At 49.1% G+C, this 18,914-nt stretch carries 18 protein-coding genes; all 18 read right to left on the reverse strand.

The window, feature by feature from the left end:
- Window positions 1–17 precede the first annotated feature (17 nt).
- The gene (locus tag GWI56_RS07190; protein ID WP_198572529.1) at window positions 18–2,477 is read right to left on the reverse strand and encodes an MMPL family transporter; all 2,460 of its coding nucleotides are present in this window, start codon (window positions 2,475–2,477) and stop codon (window positions 18–20) included.
- Window positions 2,478–2,479: 2 nt separating this feature from the next.
- Window positions 2,480–3,250 carry an outer membrane lipoprotein carrier protein LolA gene (locus GWI56_RS07195; protein ID WP_198572530.1) on the reverse strand — a complete coding sequence of 257 codons (771 nt, stop codon included), beginning with the start codon at window positions 3,248–3,250 and terminating at the stop codon, window positions 2,480–2,482.
- Window positions 3,250–3,681 (reverse strand): acyl-CoA thioesterase, encoded by a 432-nt coding sequence (locus GWI56_RS07200; protein ID WP_198572531.1) that lies wholly within the window; start codon window positions 3,679–3,681, stop codon window positions 3,250–3,252. The genes GWI56_RS07195 and GWI56_RS07200 overlap by 1 nt, the downstream gene beginning before the upstream one ends.
- Window positions 3,678–5,252, reverse strand: a complete 1,575-nt coding sequence (locus GWI56_RS07205; protein ID WP_025008040.1) for an aromatic amino acid ammonia-lyase — start codon at window positions 5,250–5,252, stop codon at window positions 3,678–3,680. The genes GWI56_RS07200 and GWI56_RS07205 overlap by 4 nt, the downstream gene beginning before the upstream one ends.
- Entirely contained in the window at window positions 5,249–7,108 is a 1,860-nt protein-coding gene (locus tag GWI56_RS07210) for a glycosyltransferase family 2 protein (RefSeq protein WP_198572532.1), read from the reverse strand. The genes GWI56_RS07205 and GWI56_RS07210 overlap by 4 nt, the downstream gene beginning before the upstream one ends.
- Window positions 7,102–7,509, reverse strand: a complete 408-nt coding sequence (locus tag GWI56_RS07215) for a thioester dehydrase (protein ID WP_113941117.1) — start codon at window positions 7,507–7,509, stop codon at window positions 7,102–7,104. Before GWI56_RS07215 ends, GWI56_RS07210 begins: the two co-directional genes overlap by 7 nt.
- Window positions 7,502–8,866: an AMP-binding protein gene (locus GWI56_RS07220; RefSeq protein ID WP_198572533.1), complete on the reverse strand. Its 1,365-nt coding sequence runs from the start codon at window positions 8,864–8,866 to the stop codon at window positions 7,502–7,504. Before GWI56_RS07220 ends, GWI56_RS07215 begins: the two co-directional genes overlap by 8 nt.
- Window positions 8,863–9,411: a hypothetical protein gene (locus GWI56_RS07225; protein ID WP_011787695.1), complete on the reverse strand. Its 549-nt coding sequence runs from the start codon at window positions 9,409–9,411 to the stop codon at window positions 8,863–8,865. The genes GWI56_RS07220 and GWI56_RS07225 overlap by 4 nt, the downstream gene beginning before the upstream one ends.
- Window positions 9,411–9,659, reverse strand: coding sequence for an acyl carrier protein (locus GWI56_RS07230; RefSeq protein ID WP_011787696.1), 249 nt, complete (start codon window positions 9,657–9,659; stop codon window positions 9,411–9,413). The genes GWI56_RS07225 and GWI56_RS07230 overlap by 1 nt, the downstream gene beginning before the upstream one ends.
- Window positions 9,660–9,668: 9 nt before the next feature.
- Window positions 9,669–9,923 carry a phosphopantetheine-binding protein gene (locus tag GWI56_RS07235; RefSeq protein WP_011787697.1) on the reverse strand — a complete coding sequence of 85 codons (255 nt, stop codon included), beginning with the start codon at window positions 9,921–9,923 and terminating at the stop codon, window positions 9,669–9,671.
- Window positions 9,907–10,782: a lysophospholipid acyltransferase family protein gene (locus tag GWI56_RS07240; protein WP_198572534.1), complete on the reverse strand. Its 876-nt coding sequence runs from the start codon at window positions 10,780–10,782 to the stop codon at window positions 9,907–9,909. The genes GWI56_RS07235 and GWI56_RS07240 overlap by 17 nt, the downstream gene beginning before the upstream one ends.
- A complete protein-coding gene (locus GWI56_RS07245; protein ID WP_168826517.1) occupies window positions 10,775–11,512 on the reverse strand; it encodes a beta-ketoacyl synthase chain length factor in 738 nt (245 codons plus the stop codon). The genes GWI56_RS07240 and GWI56_RS07245 overlap by 8 nt, the downstream gene beginning before the upstream one ends.
- A 337-nt stretch (window positions 11,513–11,849) precedes the next feature.
- Window positions 11,850–12,746 (reverse strand): DUF3014 domain-containing protein, encoded by an 897-nt coding sequence (locus GWI56_RS07250; RefSeq protein WP_198572535.1) that lies wholly within the window; start codon window positions 12,744–12,746, stop codon window positions 11,850–11,852.
- Between the two features lie 203 nt (window positions 12,747–12,949).
- Window positions 12,950–15,025: an ATP-dependent DNA helicase RecG gene (gene recG / locus GWI56_RS07255; RefSeq protein WP_198572536.1), complete on the reverse strand. Its 2,076-nt coding sequence runs from the start codon at window positions 15,023–15,025 to the stop codon at window positions 12,950–12,952.
- A 191-nt stretch (window positions 15,026–15,216) separates the two neighbouring features.
- The gene (locus GWI56_RS07260; RefSeq protein ID WP_198572537.1) at window positions 15,217–15,813 is read right to left on the reverse strand and encodes a response regulator transcription factor; all 597 of its coding nucleotides are present in this window, start codon (window positions 15,811–15,813) and stop codon (window positions 15,217–15,219) included.
- Window positions 15,813–16,892 carry a sensor histidine kinase gene (locus GWI56_RS07265; RefSeq protein ID WP_198572538.1) on the reverse strand — a complete coding sequence of 360 codons (1,080 nt, stop codon included), beginning with the start codon at window positions 16,890–16,892 and terminating at the stop codon, window positions 15,813–15,815. The genes GWI56_RS07260 and GWI56_RS07265 overlap by 1 nt, the downstream gene beginning before the upstream one ends.
- A gap of 118 nt (window positions 16,893–17,010) precedes the next feature.
- The gene (locus tag GWI56_RS07270; RefSeq protein ID WP_198572539.1) at window positions 17,011–17,715 is read right to left on the reverse strand and encodes a tetratricopeptide repeat protein; all 705 of its coding nucleotides are present in this window, start codon (window positions 17,713–17,715) and stop codon (window positions 17,011–17,013) included.
- Window positions 17,716–17,962: 247 nt separating this feature from the next.
- Window positions 17,963–18,907 (reverse strand): calcium/sodium antiporter, encoded by a 945-nt coding sequence (locus tag GWI56_RS07275; RefSeq protein ID WP_198572540.1) that lies wholly within the window; start codon window positions 18,905–18,907, stop codon window positions 17,963–17,965.
- Window positions 18,908–18,914 lie beyond the last annotated feature (7 nt).

The following is an 18,914-nucleotide window of genomic DNA, read 5'->3' on the forward strand; positions in this document are numbered from 1 at the left end:
TACGTTCCTTGTCGTTATCAGGACTTTTTAGTCGTTAAAATCAGTGGCGAAAGTAAAAAGGTTAAACCTATACCTAGTGACAGGGTTAAACCAAAATAATGAATCGCTTGGGTCTGGCTAAAGGCGAGTAAACCAAAGGCTAATAGGGTCGAGCAGGCGGACATAAATACCGCCATCATCACTGCCTTGCCGTGGTTTTGAGCAGAGGCAAAGAACAAGCTGTAGTCTATCCCAATCCCGAAAACTAAAATGAGCGCGAGTGCATGGAACAGACTCAGCGGCGAGCCCGTTAAGCCTAAGGTTGCAAGCGTTAGCAAGGCCGCAAGGGCTGGAACGGCAACGACAACCGCAGCTTTTTTAATGCCAAAATTCAGGCTAAACAACAAGAGTGCGATACCGAGTGCGAGCGCTAACAGCTTTAGAGTTAACTGTCGGTAATGGCCCATGACGGCGGATATATCCGCGACTTTATCGATAAGTTGTACGCTTTGATCATGGGCAAAGCGCGTCTTGAGCGCGTCGATCTGTTTAATGCCGCCAAGCAAGACAATGGCACCATACTCAGCGCTCGCCCCATCATCATTTATCGCGCCGCCATCATTTAGCGCGTCATCGTCGGTGGCCTTGCCATTTGGTGCTAGCCACAGCGGTGCGAGTTGCTTGCCTGCCTCTAGCTTAAAGAAATCTGCTGGGGCGATATATTGCTCTTTAGCTGCTAAGTAGCTTGCTTGCAGCTCTGGCTTTAAGTTCTCATCCAACCCAAGGCTTGTGAGCACAGTATCTATCTGAGTTTGATAGATATCACCCTGTAAGCGATAAGCCGTGTCTTGCCTTTGATGGCTGGGAATATATCGGCTGAGGCTGACGTAGTTGCCTAACTCTTGGTTCGCAATAGCGGCATCGAGCAGTGGCGACACTCGCTCAAGCTGTTGTAGTAGTGCTTCTTCACTCGCGGCGCGTACCAGTAAGAATTGATTATCTGTGCCGCCGCTGAGTAGCTGCCTGAGCTGATTTTCAGGTTCAGTTACGCTCGCGGGGCTTTGCTGCAAATGGCGAATATCGTCATCGACGGTTAACTTGGTTACGCCAACCAGACACCACATTACTATCACTAAAGCAAACATGCTCATGCCTAAAGGCGTGGTCAATCTGTTGGATAACTGAGTGAGGTTGGCAAGATACTTCCCCGCTAACGCTAATGGGCGGGAGCCAGATGGCAAACGACTTCCCGCTAACAGTGGGTAGGCGAGAATGAGGGTGAGATAGGCCCCGAGCAGCCCCGCGGCGCAGAAAATCGCCACTTGCTGCATTCCTGGAAACGGCGCTAAACCTATGCCCACATAAGCTAACGCACTGGTGATAAAGGCAAGCGTCACAGTGGGGAAGATATACGCGACCGTCGCCTTTGCGTTGCGTTCGGTATCGCTTAAGCGCTCGCAGTAAAAATGAAAGCTGTAGTCGATGGCAATGCCAATTAAGCTAGTGCCAAATACTAAGGTGAGTAAATGCAGCTCGCCAAACACGCTTAAGGTAAAAGTTACGGCCAGCAACAGCCCGCTAGAAATGGTAACGATGGCCAACAGTAGTGGCATCACAGAACGAAACGCCAGCCAGACTAAAGCTATTACCCCGAGTAAAGATGCAAGACCAAGGATCGAGATTTCACTCTTAGCCGTTTGTGTCGCCGCAATCGCGTGAAACAGGGCACCAGCCTTATGCAGGGTAATATCTGGGTAGTTTTTTTCAACCGCATCCAACCCTAGGGTTAATGCCGTCATCTGCGCTAATTGCGCATTGGGATTAAAGGCACTTTCTTGGCCCTTTGCCATAACAACCGCAGCAACATTATCGCCTTGATTAGCCAGCAGAATACCTTGGCTGGCTCTGACTTTTGAACTCGGCGCGAGGTCGAGTAAATTGGCGGGGAATAACAGCAGCGGATCTTGGGCAAGCAAGTTGCTATTGGCGTAACTAAAGGCGTTGTAAAGCTGCGCTGTGGCCGCTTCAATCAGATTTCCAATGTCTTTCGTTGCTAACGCCTCAGCTTGTGGCGCTGTCAGTAATTTAAATCTGTGGGGGAAATAATATTGCCCCAACGCTTCACCGAGCTGCATATCGGCGCTGCGAATATCTGTAAGTGCAGCATTTTTTCCAGTAGAAACAAGGTCAGTTTCAAGCTTTTGCATCAACAACTTAGCCGCAGCGATTGCCGTGGTTTCATCCTTGGCGACGAGCGCAATATAGACTTGGTCGGCGAGCGTCGCTTCAACTTGGTTAAGGGCGCGTTCTGTGAGTTTGTCCTGCTGTAAATGGGGCAGCATAGCGAGAATATCGCTCTGCACCCGTGCGCCGTTTTGCCAGAGTTGCAACGTCCACAGACTGGCAGACAGCATTAATAGCAACCAAATGGTGAGGCGCCACTTGGGGGACGATTGTATTAGCGCTTGATTGGCGCGCGCGGTGAAGTTGGCGGCCATGGTTAAGGTTTATTCGCCTCTATCGCCACAGCATACTGCGTCAATTCGGTTTCGCTGAGTTTGCCCTGGGAAAGCGCACTAAAGTCGATGCGGGTCATATCCTGTGGGCTCACACGCGGCGCTGCGCTCAGTAGCACTAAGGATTGCAACACATCGCTCCCCTCTAACACCATATTGGCGATGGCTTTTTTCATTAAGGGATCTTTGGGCGTTAGGCCTAATTGCCATTGGCCGTCTGTGTTCAAGCTTTCTGTTATGAGGAAGTGCAGTTCGAAGTTCTCACTTAAACCGGAAATATCACCGCCGAGCATAGCGCGCACTAGGCTGGGCAATAAATCCCCCATAACGGCTGCGCTCGTCGAGGCATCGGCCTTGCTGACCTGTACTCTACCTTGGCTATCACGCTGAATCAGTTGCTTATCTTTTAAAATTAGCAGGGATTCGAAGGGCTTTATTTGCTGCCAAATAAGTCCTTGGGTCTGATCGAAGATAAACTGTCCTTGGCTGATTAGCGGCTTTTTGAGTACCTTCAACTGCCGAGATTGCACAAACTGACCTCGCACTGTTTCGCCTAGATTAAGCTTTTGGCTTAAGGCGACAAGCTGCGCGGTATCCGCACTTTGGCTAAAGAGTGTTTGATAAACGCCGGGCGCGGCAAGCTTGTCACTTAAGGTTTCTGCCTTGAGTGGCTGGCTGCTTATCAAAGCAAAAGCTAAGCAGAGAAATAATGCACACTTCGTCAGCGCAGAGCTCTTGGCGAGTACTGAGTTCATTAGTCTTCCACCTTAGCGAGCAGGGGGGCTATTTTGTCACGGAACACCTCTGGGGTGACAAAACACAATTCTTGGGTGCACATATCGACCGCAGCTTGAATGGTATAACCCTTAGTGATGCGCGCACCGGTTTCGACATCGCGAATTTGATAATTGATCTTTAAGCGGTTTTCCCACTCAACTAACTCTGCACGCACTGTGATTTTTTGCTCGAAGGTGCTGGCTTTGACGTACTTAATCTGCAAATCGATAATAGGCCATGCATAGTTAGATGCTTGCATTTGGCGGTAGTTGTAGCCCAGCTCATCGAGCAGTTTACAGCGGGCTATTTCGAAATAACGCAGGTAATTGCCATGCCAAGTGATCCCCATGGAATCCACATCGTGGAAGGGGATTTGCATTTCCATATCGATAGTGAGCAATGATTTCATCGGCACACTTCCCATTCGCCCGCTTGGATTTTAGCTATGGTTTGGCGCAGCACGGCTTCAAGCGGTCGGTCTTCGATTAAGGTCTCAAAATCACCGCGCACTTGAGCGAGGGTTTTCGCCAATGACGGGGTGAGCGAGGCTTCGTCGAGTTCATTTTGGGCGATACGCAGGCCAATACCTTGGGTCATGGCGAGCAGGGCTGCCGCCGCGACTTGTTCGGTCAATTGCAGCACGCGCATACAGTCGCGGGCGGCGATAGTGCCCATGCTCACCTTGTCTTGGTTGTGGCATTCGGTCGAGCGCGAGAATACGCTGGCGGGCATAGTGTGCTTGAGCGCTTCTGCTGTCCACGCCGATACCCCAATTTGCACCGCTTTAAAGCCATGATTAATTGCGCGGCGCGGGCCGGTTGAGCCGGATAAGTTAGCGGGTAAGCCATTATTAAACTTAGGGTCCATTACCAGTGCCATTTGGCGATCGATAAGGTCTGCTAAGTTAGCCACAGTATTTTTCAGCGAATCCATCGCAAAGGCGATATGGCCGCCGTAAAAATGGCCACCGTGGAGAATATGCTCGCCTTCGCCGTCGACAATCGGGTTGTCGTTGGCGCTGTTGACTTCGGTTTCGATAAACTGACGCATAAAGGGCAGCGCATCCTGCAACACGCCGATAATGTGCGGTGCGCAGCGGATGGAATATCTGTCCTGCAGCCTGTCCGAATTGCGCGGATGTTCGTGGTGATTTAAATCTTCCCGTATCCAAGTGGCGATTTGGTTTTGTCCCGGATGCGGTTTGGCGGCAAATAAGATTTCATCAAAATGGTTCGAGTTGCCTTTTAACGTTAACGAAGCCATAGCGGTAATGCGGCTACTTAAGCGGGCAAGATATTGGGCGCGATCGAAGGCTAAACAGGCCAAGGCCGTCATCACAGCCGTGCCGTTCATCAGGGCTAAGCCTTCTTTTGGACGCAGGACATGCGGGATAATGTTGAGCTTAGCGTACACTGCTTGAGTCGCTTGGCGCTCACCTTGGTAAATCACTTCGCGCTCGCCGACTAACACGGCGGCTAAATACGACAGCGGTGTTAAGTCACCGCTGGCGCCGACCGAACCTTCTTCTGGGATTACAGGGACTATGTTGAGATTGAGCAAAGTTTCGATGCGCTTTAATAGTTCATAGGTCACGCCAGATTTGCCAATAGCTAAGGAGTTTAAACGGCAAGCCATCACAGCGCGGGCCTGCATTATGCTTAAGGTCTCGCCTAAACCGCAGCCGTGGAAGCGGGTTAAATGCAGTGGTAATTCGTGGACCAGATCTAAGCTCACATTGACTGTGCAAGAGTCGCCATAACCAGTTGTTACACCATAAACCACGCCTTCTTCGTGCAGCAGGCTATCGATAAAGCGCGCACCTTTTTGGATATATTCTTGATAATCCGCATCGTCACAGAGCTTGACTGGTGCGCCCTTGGCGACGGCAACCACTTGTTCTAAGGTAAGAAATTGACGGCCGAACTCAACAGTCTTTAAGTCTGATTGATTCTTTGAGTCGGCGGCTTGGGTGTGGCTCATGAATGACTAGTCCTGTCTGTCTTATGATCCTGCTCTGGGATCTGCGGTGATGCTGATTCTGTTGTTACAGCATCGGCTTGTACTGAATTGGCTGATGCGCGTTCTAACTCGCTGTCTTTACACCAGAAATCGAAGAAGTTAAACCATTGCAAAGGCTCGCGTCTGGCAAAGTATTCTAAACGTTCGCTGTAGCGATTTACCGCCTGCTGTAATCTGTCCATTCTGCCCGCTCGCGGGCCTTTTAGTGTTTCTGCGAAGCGCTCTAAATGCACCCGATAACGGCCCTGTTCCCGCAGGCAAAACATTAAAAATACAGGGCAATCGAGTAAACCTGCCAAAATAAACGGCCCTTGGGGAAACGCTGCGTCTTGCCCCATAAAGGGCGCGTACAGGACGCGACCTTGGGTATTCGGCGAGGTTCTATCGCCCGCGATCACCACCAGTTCACCGGCTTCTATCTTTTGCTGCAACAGCATAGACGTCGCGGGGTTAAGCTCGGTCACTTGAATAAGATTAAGCGTGCTATCAGGGTTTAACTGCTTGAGTACCTTATTGAAATTTTCCGCATGGCTCGTTAACACCATGACATTCACTTTGACTTTGCGCTGGTGGATTGAAATGGCGCGGCAGAGTTCTAAATTGCCAAGGTGCGACACTAATAACACGGCGCCTTTACCGCTTTCGAGTTGGTCGGCCAGCACTTGGCGATCGGGGAAATCCACTTGGCTCAATTGGATGCGATCGCACCAGGCATCAATTCTATCGAGAGCGGCATTTCCAAAGGCTAAAAAGTGATTCAGGCTATCGCGCCAGCCTACGGGCTGATTCAGCTTAGGATGTTGCGGCTCAAGCGTTTGCACGCGGCGCAGGAAATCTAACGAGGCTTCGCGGGTGACTTTGCCCGTGAGGAAGAAATAGCAAATCACAGGATACATAATGGCGCGGCACAACCAATGGCCGCCAATACGATAGCTCTCGGCTAACAGTTTGATGCCCCAGTAACTGCCGCGCTCCTTCATGCCCGACCAATGGGTGGCTGAAGTTGATGATGTTGCTGACGAGCAATGGGAGTTTTGCGCGGCTTGTCGCAACGGCTTTCGCTGCAACAGCCAAGGGAGGCGTTTGAGCATGCCGAAAAACAACTTGGTATGCAGCTGAGTGATGCGCACATTGTCGGCCACACCTTGAAAGTGACTGACGCCGCCTTCGGGATAAATCACCTTAGTCGGCTGGAATAAAATTTCCACCCCTTGCCAGTAAAGTTTGACGAGGATTTCAATATCAAAATCCATTCGCTCCGTTAATGCTTGCTGGCACAGTAATCGCTCGGTGGCGGCGAGGGGATAAACGCGAAAGCCACACATAGAATCTTTAATATCAAAGCTTAAGGTTTCGACCCATACCCAAAAATGGGTGATATAACGGCCATAAAGCCTGCCCTTAGGCACGGATTCATCGTACTCGGGTTTGCCTGAAATCAGTGCATCGGGTTTAGCCTGCGCCCTTGCTACCATAGCTGGAATATCGGCCAGATTGTGTTGACCATCGGCATCGACCTGCAGTGCATGACTAAAGCCATCGCGGTAGGCTCGGCGTAGGCCCGTCATCACAGCAGCGCCTTTACCACGATTGTAAGGATGCAGCAGCAAAGTCACCCAAGGATAGGTTTGGGCTAAGGATTGCAGTAGATAACGGGTTTCGTCATTGCTGCCATCATCAATCAAATAACAGGGCAGATTAAATTGGGCGAGTTCGGCCAAGGTCTGGGCAATTGCGGCACTGTGATTGTAATTGGGGATCACTAAGGCGAGCTTGATGGGTGCCGACTCAACTAAGTCGCTGGGAGGTGTTAGCACTGGCTCGCCCCATCGCTGCTGTTGGTATCAGAAGGCTTGCTGTTAACGGGCGAGATATCGAAGGCGATACGACCTGACGCGTAGCGGTTTTCACCATCGCTATAGGCGAAGGTGAGTTTTCCCTTAGCGGCATTATTGCTAATGCTTAAGGTGACTTCTTGCCCCGGCAGTATGAGTTGCTGAAACTTAAGCACTTCTAAGTTGGCTACGGCTTCGCAATAGCCGAAATATTGGCAGCCTAAACGCACCGCCCAATCTAATTGCGTCACGCCCGGTAGCACGGCTTGCTCGGGAAAATGTCCCTTAAAAGATTCAAGGTCGGCCGCCACTAACAGACGTAATTCAATATTATCCATGCCGATATTGGAATGCAGGATCGGCGGTAAACTCGATTTAATCATGATCAAATAACTCGACTAACTGGGCAGTGACACGCTTACCCTGAGTGTTCAGCGGCAAAATATCCGGATAACGCCAGCGGCGTGGCAGGGTGACTCGCTCAAATTGCGTCAGTAAATGTGCTTTTAGGGCATTGTTAATGCTGAGTTTCCCCTGCTCTTGGTGCACGCTGCGGCCAAGTGCTGAGAGAGTTATCACAGCGCCCAGTTGGGATTTAAACTGCGGCAATACGACAAGTGCGGCTTGCTCAACATAGGCGTGACTGCAGAGCAGCGTTTCCATTTGTGCCAGCGACAGACGTTTTTCTTCAATCTTAACGATGCGATCGAGTCGGCCCTTGAGTCTAAACTGGCCATTTTCGGTCGGCTCGATTTTATCTTCGCAGCGCAGCCATTCATCGTCCGCCAAATAGGGCGATTTTAGCAACAAGGCGCCGTCGGTCGGATCTTGGTCTATCGAGATGCGTTCAAACACTTGCCAAGGTTCATCCGCCTCATGCTGACGGCGATAGGCGATGCCGCCCGTTTCTGTGCTGCCAAAGATTTCGATGGGCAGATGGCCATAGCATTGGCTGATCCCTTGAGCCGCCGCAAAACTTAAGGGCCCGCCAGAACTGAACACTAAGCTAGGTGAGCGCAGTTGGCGCTCGTGCTCTAAGGCCTTAGGTAAACGCGATAACTGGGCAGGGCTACTGATCAAGCACAGGTTTGGCAGTAAGGCAGTGTAATAGCTTAAGGTTTCTGGGTATTCAATCTGCTCACTTAAAAACGGCCGACTGGCGGCGAGTGGCCACAAAATCTTGAATAACAGGCCATAGATATGCTGGTGGGAAACCGTTGAAACCACACTGCAATGGGGTAAATGTTCGGCAAAGGTATGTTCGAGCACTGAGACTTCAACGTCTAATTGCTGAAGTGTTTTACGGATCGCCTTAGGTTCGCCACTGCTGCCGGAGGTAAATAGCACAAGTTCACCGATAGCCTCGCTCGCCGGCCAAGGCTTGCTCGGCAGGCTCAGCTCTTTTCTCAGTAGAATAAAGGCCTGACTTTCACACAATGGCTTGTCCGACAATATGCCTTCAAACTGGTGGGTTAACTCGCTCAGCGTGCCTGTTTGGGTGTTGGCTGGTAAGATAATTTCCTTGCCTGCTAACAGCGCCGCACACAAACCCACAGCAAACAGATCGCTGGTATCACTCGCGAGCAGCCATTTTTTCTCTGGCGCGGCCAGCAGTTGCTCGTAAAAATACGCCACCTGATTGGTAAATAATGCACCTGTGACTATGTCGTGGTGATTAAAGCTGATCAGTTGTTGGGCAAAGGGCCCTTGGGTTAACCAGTTTTTGAGTAGCTGTGTCATGTTTTCTTCAACCAAAAGCTGCGATATAACCATTCCCCACCGAGGAGCAGTCCCATGAGTACGTATGCAATCAAACCGTTATACAAGGTCCAGGTTGCTAAGCTAGTAAAGCCAGCGGTGTAAGCCGCCATAGTGCCATTGAAGATAAATAAGCCGCACCAAAGTAGCGTGACTTTTTTAAGATACCCAGTGGCTTCATCCGGTAAATCGGGTTCTTTCAAACGGGCTAAACGTTCGATCATGCTAGGGCCAGTGTGCAGTGAATAACTGAACAGCGCCAGCATAGTGAGATTTATCACTACTGGGTAATACAGCAGCCAGTCACTGCGCTTGGCAAGATAACTGCCTGCCGTGAGCACAATCCCCACTAATAGTGGTAAAACTAATGTCTTAACCTTTTGCTTTTGTAGCATTAGCCGCACTATCAGCAATAAACACAGCACGAGCGCTATGGTGCCAGCAGGCAAGTAACTGAGCCCTAAATACACGGCAACGGGGTAGGCCAGCAAAGTTAGGGCGGTTAAGACCTGTAGCAAGGCTCGCATTAGGTTTTAACTAAACCTTCGATAGCATTAATCACATCGTTGATTGTGCGAACTGATTTAAATTCATCGGGTTGGATCTTTTTACCTGTCAGTTGCTGCAGTTTTATCACTAAGTCGACGGCATCAATGCTGTCGAGATCGAGCTCTTCATACAGGTTGGCCTCAGGCGTAATCGCCTCGGCATCAATTTCGAATTCGTCCACTAAAATAGTGGTCAGCATAGCGAGGATTTGTTCACGATTTTGCATATTCCTCTCCTATGGACGCTGTGATTCGATAAAGCGAGCTAAGCTGGCAACACTGTGGAAATGGGCCTTAGTGGCATCCGAATTGGCTTCGATTTTGACATCAAATTTTTTCTTGATGGCTAAGCCGAGCTCGAGGGCGTCGATAGAATCTAAGCCTAAACCTTCGCCAAATAGCGGCGCATCGGTTTCAATATCATCAATGCTGACGTCTTCTAGATCGAGACAGTCGATGATTAACTGCTTTATTTCATTGTTTAAGTTCATAATTATTTTCGAGTTGTTGTTTATAGTAATGTTCAAGATCCCGCGTCAGCTGCCGGGCCATTTTTGCATGCTCACCTAAAGCCGCTTGGTACTTCTGGTAAGAAACGATTGTGCCGATTTCAACGGCCATTCCCATGGTTTGCCTTGGGATTTCATACCAAGGTTGCTCCTTTGTCAAACCACGCACATTGGTACGTAGCACCACAGGTAAAATATCCGCTTCGGCCCTTAAGGCGATATTGGCAGCGCCGCGGGCAAAGTGGTTAATGGTCGTACCGACCACCGTACGCGTGCCCTCGGGGAAGATAATTAAATTGGTGCCTCTTGCGAGCACTTCGCGGCAATCCTCTAGCATGAGTTCGGCGCCGCGATTGGGAATATAACCCGCGCAGGACACCACACCACGCAAAAATGGATTACGCCACAAAGCTTGTTTGACTATGCAGCCCGCATTGGGCATGAGACTTATCAATACCACCACATCCACTAAACTGGGGTGGTTGGCAATGACGATAACGCCTTTGGCATCATGTAATTTTTGGGCATCGTGGCTGCTGACCTTAATCACACCAGCCCAAGTGAGCATGGCGACAAAGCCTTTGAACATTAAATGCACGGCCTTTTGTACCCGAATAATCCGCGCCTCTGGTGTGCCTGGCCAAAAACGCAGTAGCGGCAGAATGGTCAAGGAGCTTAATAAGCCGCCTAAGCCAAAGGCGATATAACAACTCACGCCACCTAGCCAACGTGGCACATAATTCAGCCCTTTGCGGCGAGTTTCCGGCAAGGTATAAGCGGCATTGAGCATTGAATCTTGATGATCCTTAGCGGCGTCATGGCTGTGGGCTGCATCAAACATGCTCAAGTCTCCAATGCCATTGGGATAAGCAGCCTGAAATATTTTGCGCCGTTGCTAGGGCGTGGATAAATGCACCATAGGTCAGCGGATTTAAAGCTGTTGCCTTAGAAATGTGGCTCACCGTGAGCTTGGCCGAAGCGGGTGTATCGAAGGGCGCGAGTTGTAGGCCTAGGGCCAAAGGTAATTCAAATTCTTGGGTAAACTCATCGTACACAGGAGGCACTGGATCATCACCGAAGACCAATAACAATGGTTCTGGCGATTGATGTAATTGGGCGAAGGCTTCGACCATAGCTTGGGACAGGGTTTCTGTGCCCGCCGCAACTGAGGTTGAAGGCGCGGTATTGGCCGCCACTATGCCAAAAATGCCGCTGGCGGTGTTGTGCACTGACTGACTAAAACCTAAGGGCGATAAGGGTTGTTTGGCGATAATGTCTTCGAGTAGGCCAATGGTGCGCTGCAACTCTCCATGGCGCGAGGCAAAAATAGAGCGACAATTTGCAGGCATTTCGCACTGAAAACTCACCTCTAACATCATCTTAGTCAAGCGACTAAAACGGCGGCGCTGCATGGCGGGAATTTGTTTGAGTGCGGGAGCGGTGGTATCCGACTGTGGTGGCGTATCGAGATTGAGCTCAGCCGAACTCTCGCACCAAGTTTGCCAACTTTGATGGTGCTGATATTGGGGGGCCCAAGCGCCCCAAGAGAGAATGCTGAATGTTAGTTGCACTACTTTGCCTCGACACTAAATTTAAGCTGTCTTAGTTATCCCTAACTAAGTTAGAACATTAATGGATTGTCATACCATAGTGAGGAGTATACGCGTTAGAAGAATGACGCTCGAAATGCCCTCTACAGCGTGGTCATTCTACACTATGCCCCTTCTTTTTATGAAGCCATTTGCATTGTGCGGGTTAACGGAATGGGATCAAGTGCTGTGATTTGCAGCGCTTATTTGACATTGAATAACAAATATCGCAGTGGCTATCTGATTGTGCAGACACTTTAACTTACAGGTTAAAATGAAAAAAGGCGCACTGAGCGCCTTTTGGCATGAGCTTGATAACCTATTGCGACAATTGACTCTCGATTTTACGCAGCGCTACTTTCAACTTGCGAGTATTTTCTGGACCCATACGGATCAACAGTTTTTGTGCACTGGGTAGTGCCTCTAAGTTAGGGTCAACGAATTGATAGTTAACGCTAATTGAATTCAGCTCAATCGGATCTTCAATAATAGGTGCTGCGAGTAACATTTTAATTGCTTGCAGCATTCTGTCGTTAAATTTGGCGTTGCTGTAGCCGAGTTCGGTAAAAGCTTCCTCTAGGAGCGGCGTCAGTTGCTTGTAAGTTGTGATTAAGCTCTGTTCGTCCATTTTGGCAATCGAGTCAACATAGGCGTCGTATCTGTGGAACCCCTCAGGATTTAAATACACTTTGTTGGTGATTTCTGAGACTGAGAACAGCTTCTCTGGTCCTTTAAGTGGGCTAACTTTACGGGTTAATTCACCCTGAGCTAGGTTATCCACGAATACCACAAATTGGCGGACGAGATCTTGCTGCACTAACGAAGAACTCAGCACATTGTTATTGATCATGGCGAGAGCTTTTTGTTGCACAAATGCATCACTTTCAGCCAGCACAGGCACAGGTTCTACGACAACTTCAGGCTCTGCCACTGCAGTGGTTTCAGTGCTATTGATGTTCGTTTCTGTAACGGCAGGCGTCGTCTCTGTGGTTTCAGGCTCTGGCGCACTTTCGAGCGTCATAGGTTCAGATGGCGGTGTTTCAGGCAATACAATAGGGGCGTTAGGAATGAGTTTAGGTGAGTCAGAATCACCGCTGTAGTAATAATATCCTCCGGCAGAAAGTAGCACGACGAGCACTATCGCAAAAAGCGCAAAGCGATTGCTGCTAGAAGAAGTCTCTTGAGGTGTTATTCTATCATCTTGATTAACTTGCATTTTACATCCTTCGCTTGAGTGTCAAGGTAACTTGGTGAATACATGCAGCTAACATTAAAGTGCAAGAGCGGGCTATTTGAAGGCCGCAGGTTCATTTTGCAAGTTTCCATGCGCTTGTCTATAGCGCTTAGCTGAACATAAACAATTTATTTCGAGTAAAGGCAGATGTTACGCCTCGTTCTTTACCCTTTAATATTTACGGCTTAAGCCTGCACATAGTGCTGTCTGTGCCCGAGCCAACGTAAAATAATTGCATCGACTTTTTCGGGAGCTTGCGCCATTACATGGCTCGCTAATTTCTGAATGTGTGGGATCAAAGCTTGATCGCGCACTAGATCGGCAATTTTGAGCTCAGCCAGTCCCGTCTGCTTAGTGCCAAGCACTTCACCTGGGCCACGAATTTCTAAATCTTTCTGCGCTATGATGAAACCATCATTGCTTTGTCTGAGTACACTCAGTCTTTGGGTGGCGGTATGGCTCAACGGCGCCTTGTAGAGTAACACACAATGGCTTGCGATGGCGCCTCGACCGACTCGTCCGCGCAGTTGATGCAGCTGTGCTAGACCTAAACGTTCAGGGTTTTCAATGATCATCAGGCTGGCATTCGGCACGTCGACGCCCACTTCAATCACGGTTGTCGCTACCAGTAGATGAATAATGCCTGCCTTAAAGTCGGCCATGATTTGCTGTTTCTCGGCGCTCTTCAACCTGCCATGCACTAGGCCAATATTGAGCTCGGGCAGGGCGAGGCGCAGTTCTTCGGCTGTGTCTTCGGCGGCTTGGCATTCGAGCACTTCGGATTCTTCAATCAGAGTACACACCCAATAGGCCTGACGTTTATCTGTGATGACGGCGTTACGCACCCGTTCAAGCACTTCGTTGCGGCGTGAATCAGCAATCGCCACTGTGGTTACTGGAGTTCGCCCCGGCGGCAGTTCATCGATAATGGACGTGTCGAGATCTGCATAGGCCGTCATCGCCAGCGTGCGGGGAATGGGTGTGGCTGTCATGATCAATTGATGCGGGTGGAAACCTTGGCTCACGCCCTTTTCCCGCAGGCCTAAGCGTTGGTGTACGCCGAATCTGTGTTGCTCATCGATAATAATTAACGCGAGTTTGCTAAAGACCACATGCTGCTGGAAGATGGCATGGGTGCCAATCACCATTTGGGCTGCGCCGGATTCAATATCCGCAAGGGATTGGGTTCTGGCCTTGCCTTTAAGTTTTCCCGCCAGCCAACCTACCTTAAGTCCGAGTGGCTCAAACCAAGCGGCAAAGTTAGTTGCATGTTGCTCGGCCAATAACTCGGTCGGTGCCATCATGGCAACTTGATAACCGTTTTCAATCGCTTGTAATGCCGCCATCGCCGCGACTAAGGTTTTGCCAGAGCCAACATCCCCTTGCACTAAGCGCATCATAGGGTGCGGTTTTTCTAAATCTTTGCCTATATCAGCCACGACTCTTTGCTGGGCGCCAGTCGGCTTAAAGGGCAGAGCCGCGAGGAAGGGATTGAGCAACTGCCCCGTGGCTTGCATGGTGACAGCGGCATCTAAATTACTGCGCTGCCTTAGGCGTAACATGCTGAGATTGTGGGCGAGTAATTCTTCCTGCACGAGTCGTTGCTGGGCTGGGTGTTGACCTAGCTCTAAATCGAACTGAGAGATCCCCGCAGGAGGGCGATGTAGCGTCTGCAGCGCTTGTTTAAGGCTGATGTTGTTAGGTTGCAATTGTGGTGGCAGAAGTTCAGTTAAGCCACCCTCTTCCAGCAATACCAAGGCTTGCTCGGTCAGCTTTAGCCAACTCGTCTGTTTTAAGCCCTCAGTCGTGGGATAAATCGGCGTTAGGGTATCACTCAGGTGAACATCTTCACCGGGATACACCACTTTATATTCTGGATGCACTATCTCAGCTTGATGACTACCACGGCGCACTTCACCATAGGCGCGGATCATCAAACCATTCTGCATGGCATTACGCTGAGCAACGGAAAAGTTAAAGAAGCGCAGGCTTAAGCTGCCCGTATCGTCGCGCACATTGCAGACCAGCATGCGCTTGCGGCCTTGGATGATTTGTGTCGATTGGATTTCAGCTTCTATAGTGCCATAACCGCCTAGGCTGAGGGCGGCAATAGGATAGATTTGGGTTCTATCTTCGTAGCGCAGGGGTAAGTGAAACAGTAGATCTTGTACTGTTGTGATGCCGAGCTTTGCGAGTTTCTCCGCGACCTTTTTGGCGACGCCTTTGAGGTCGGTGATCGGAACAAGATCCAATTGCTGCAAGTCGTTAGCACTCAATCACTGTGAATTTATACATATATTAACAGAGAATAAGCGTAAGGCAATCTCAAGGGGAATTAGGGTGTTATCAAATTTTGTTTGGAAGCATAGCTAATATCCTTCTGTGGCCTTAAGACCACAAAATTGTTGATAAGATATCGTTAGGCTGAAAGCGTGGTTAACTGTGAGTGTTATTACAACCAGCCTTTTTGCTTGGCAATGCGGGCTGCATCGATTCGATTACTGGCATTGAGTTTGGCTATGGCTTCTGAGAGGTAGTTGCGAACAGTCCCTTCGGCGATAAAAAGAGTTTCGGCGATGTCGGAGGTGGATTTGCCTTCGCTAGCGAGGCGAAGAGCGCGGCGTTCTTTGTCGTTGAGCGGGTCGACATCGCCAATCGCCATCATGGCAAGTTCAGGATCGATCACTCGTTTTCCCGCCATCACTTGTTGAATCGCGTTGACTAAGGTTTCCGAGGGCGCATCTTTAAGCAGAAAGCCGCCCACACCCGCTTCGATGGCACGTTTAATATAGCCCGCACGGCCGAAGGTGGTAATGACCACAACCTTAGTTTGGCTATGTTGCTCCTTTAACCATGTGGCCAGCTCTAAGCCTGTGCGGCCGGGCATTTCGATATCTGTTAGCAAGAGATCAAAGCTTTGCTGTTTGAGTAAGCTTAGAGCTTCGTCGCCGTCACTCGCTTGGGTGATACTAAAACCCCCTGCAAGCGTGAGGAGTGCGGCGAGTGCTCCTCGCACCATAGCTTGATCTTCCGCCAATAAAATCTTCATTAATGTGTTGCTCCCTGCAAAGGTAAACTGACGGTAAATGTATATCCCTGTTCGAGATTATAGCTCAAGCTGCCGCCTAAACTGTCGAGACGCTCGCGTATACCAGTGAGGCCATTACCCTCTATAAAAGGTTTGGCTGCGGCATTGTCTTTGACTTCGAGCTGCAGGTGGTCTGATTGCTTAGAAAAGTGGATAGAGCATTCACTTGCACCGCTATGGCGAAGAATATTATTAATGAGTTCGGTGAGGATCAAACTCAGTTGGCTTTCTGTGGTTGCACCTAGCTTGGGTAGCTCACCACTGAGCTCGACACTTAAGCCTTTATCCCTTAAGGATTTACAAAGCTGCGTCACGCAACTCTCTAGGCCCTTGTGTTTGTAGTCTGACACTGTGTGGCGGATCTGGCTTAAACTTTCCCTCGCAATTTGTCCTAGCTCAGTCAATTGGGTTGATGCGAGTTCATATTCTTGTTTTGCGATAAGCTTTTCGGCTAGCTCAGCCTTAAGGGCGATGGAAGATAGGCTATGCCCCATAATGTCGTGTAGATCCCGCGCGATACGTTCCCGCTCAAGCATAGTGGCCAAGGTGGTAATTTCTTGGGCACTTTGCTGTTCTTTCAATTTATGCCGATAACGTCTGCGTTCGGCGACACCAAACATGCCCACGCCGAGCACTAATCCCGAGCCGTAAAGCGGAAAGTAGTAACTGTTAAAGTGGTAAATCTCATTGAGGGCAAACAACAGGCCGATGAGGGCTGCAATAGCTAACAGACAGGTCCGGAGAGGATAAAAAAAGCCAATGAAGAAGGCGGCAAAGGTAAATAGCGAGATAGAGCCTGGGTTGATTGGTGTGATCGCTATTGCTATGACCACCATAATGAGAATGGGCAGATAGGCGCTACGGCTATTGCACTTATAGGTCCAAAAATAACTGGCAATAAAAGGGATTAACACGGCAAAACTGAGGGCGATTTTCCAGCTTGGATAGGGATTTATGGCAAGTGGGATCAGATAAAACACTAAGTTTATCAAATACACCCAAGCAAGTTTTCGTTCGAGCTGAAGGGGAGTGCTTATCATGATGCCTCTGTGTCACTGAGTTGGTTGTTCAATGCCTACCGATGGCATCTGTTTTAATTTATTCTTTTTAGGGATTGGCGCTATCGTCAGCGCCATAGATCCCCGTTAACAACTTTGTCTATTTTGCACTTAATTGCTGATTTTGTTGAAGCAAAAATTTTGCCCAACCATAATCGGCTTGTACTTTGATCGCTTGTTGCCAATCTTCAATCGCGCCTTGGCTATCGCCTAATTCCTGTTTAGCGAGCCCACGCCACGTGTAGGCTTCGGCTTCACCCCAGCAAATGTTGTCGCAAGGCTGAGCGAATCTTTCTATGGCTGTAGTGGCTAAGGTCTTAGCATTTTGCATGCTGCCGCCAAATATGGCTGGCGTGTTATAGGCGGCGATGGCTTTAACCAGCGCTACCCGTGGATTTTGTGGTTCTAATTGTTCGGCACTGGCAATCGCCTTGGCGGATTTCATGCCGAGCGTTGCACCTTTACTATTATCTAAGGCGACTTGCATGCCATAAACCGACGATAACAGGGCAAGGGATTCTGCATTCGCTTGGCTGGTTTCGAGTGCTTCTAATGTGGTTTGCGCTGTAGTCAGTGCGCTGCTAGCGAGTGTTTTCTGCCCCATTACATTGGCACTGATGGCTAAGCGATAGTTCGCATAGGCTTTATCATAATCTTGAGTGCTGCCGCTTAGTTGTTGTAATTGCGTTAGATTCATCGCATTCGAGGCAGCGTCTACGTTGGTGATGTTAGTGTTTGATGGCGTTGCTGCAAACGAGTGAGTACTGATAAGCAAAAAGCTGGAGGCGAGGAGTAATGTTTTCATGGTATTTCCTTATTGAGTGAGTTTCCCAATGTTTGGGTACGGGCTCATTATCAGAAATTCGATAGAAGAACTGCAGACACAAAGGTCATGGCTTTGGCATGACAAATGTCATCAGTTGAGTTATTTGCTTATATTCTTTATTAGGTGTGCTTTAAAGAAGGTGCGTGATTAATAAAGTGGACAATACCTAGAGAGCAAAACACCGGAGAGGCTCCGGTGTTTTTTATCGTAAATGAGCAGCTAAGTGTTATACCACAGCTTGAGTGCTCGCTTGGTTTATTAGGTAGCCCAAGTAACCTAAGTAGCACAGTAGTAATACTGAACCTTCGCGGCGGCCAATACGAAATCCTGTCCAAGCGAAAGGTAAAATCATGATGGCAAATGCCAACATCACGATGAAATCAAAGGGTTGGAAGCCAAGTGATGATACTGGCTGTACTATTGCAGTAATACCTAAAATACCCAAAATATTGAATATGTTAGAACCAACAACGTTACCTATGGCTATGTCACTCTGACCTTTCAGTGCCGCTAGAACAGAAGTTACTAACTCTGGCATACTGGTACCAATCGCCACGATCGTTAAGCCGATAATGACTTCACTGATACCGAAGGTCTTGGCTAAATCTACTGCGCCGTTGACAAACAAAATCCCGCCACCGACTAGCATACCAATACCGACTAAGATAAATAGGGCTGAAAGTAGCGGATTATTTGGACCTGCTTCAATCTCTTCCTCTTCATTACCATTTTTCGAGCTGATGTAACTAAAGGCTAAATAACCGAACAGTAGTGACAGTAATACTACACCGTCAATTAGGCTGAGCTCGCCATCTAACAAGAGTGCCCAGAACAACATAGAAGCCAATATCATCAAAGGGATATCACGCTTTACGACTTGAGATTGCACTTGAATAGGGCGGATAAGTGCCGTGATGGCTAAAATCAAACCTATGTTAGCAATGTTAGAGCCAATAACGTTACCTAAGGCGATACCGCTGTTTCCTGCTAGAGCAGATTTTACACTCACAGCCAGTTCTGGTGCGCTAGTACCAAAGGCTACAATAGTTAAGCCTATGATAAGTGGCGTAATACCTAAACGTAGAGCGATTGAACTCGCGCCACGCACTAGGGCTTCAGCGCCTAAGGTTAAAATAATAAAACCGCCAATAATCGATAGTGTAATTAGCATCGTTAGA

This window comes from Shewanella sp. DW31 (genome assembly GCF_015767295.1).
Taxonomy (GTDB): Bacteria; Pseudomonadota; Gammaproteobacteria; order Enterobacterales; family Shewanellaceae; genus Shewanella; species Shewanella oncorhynchi.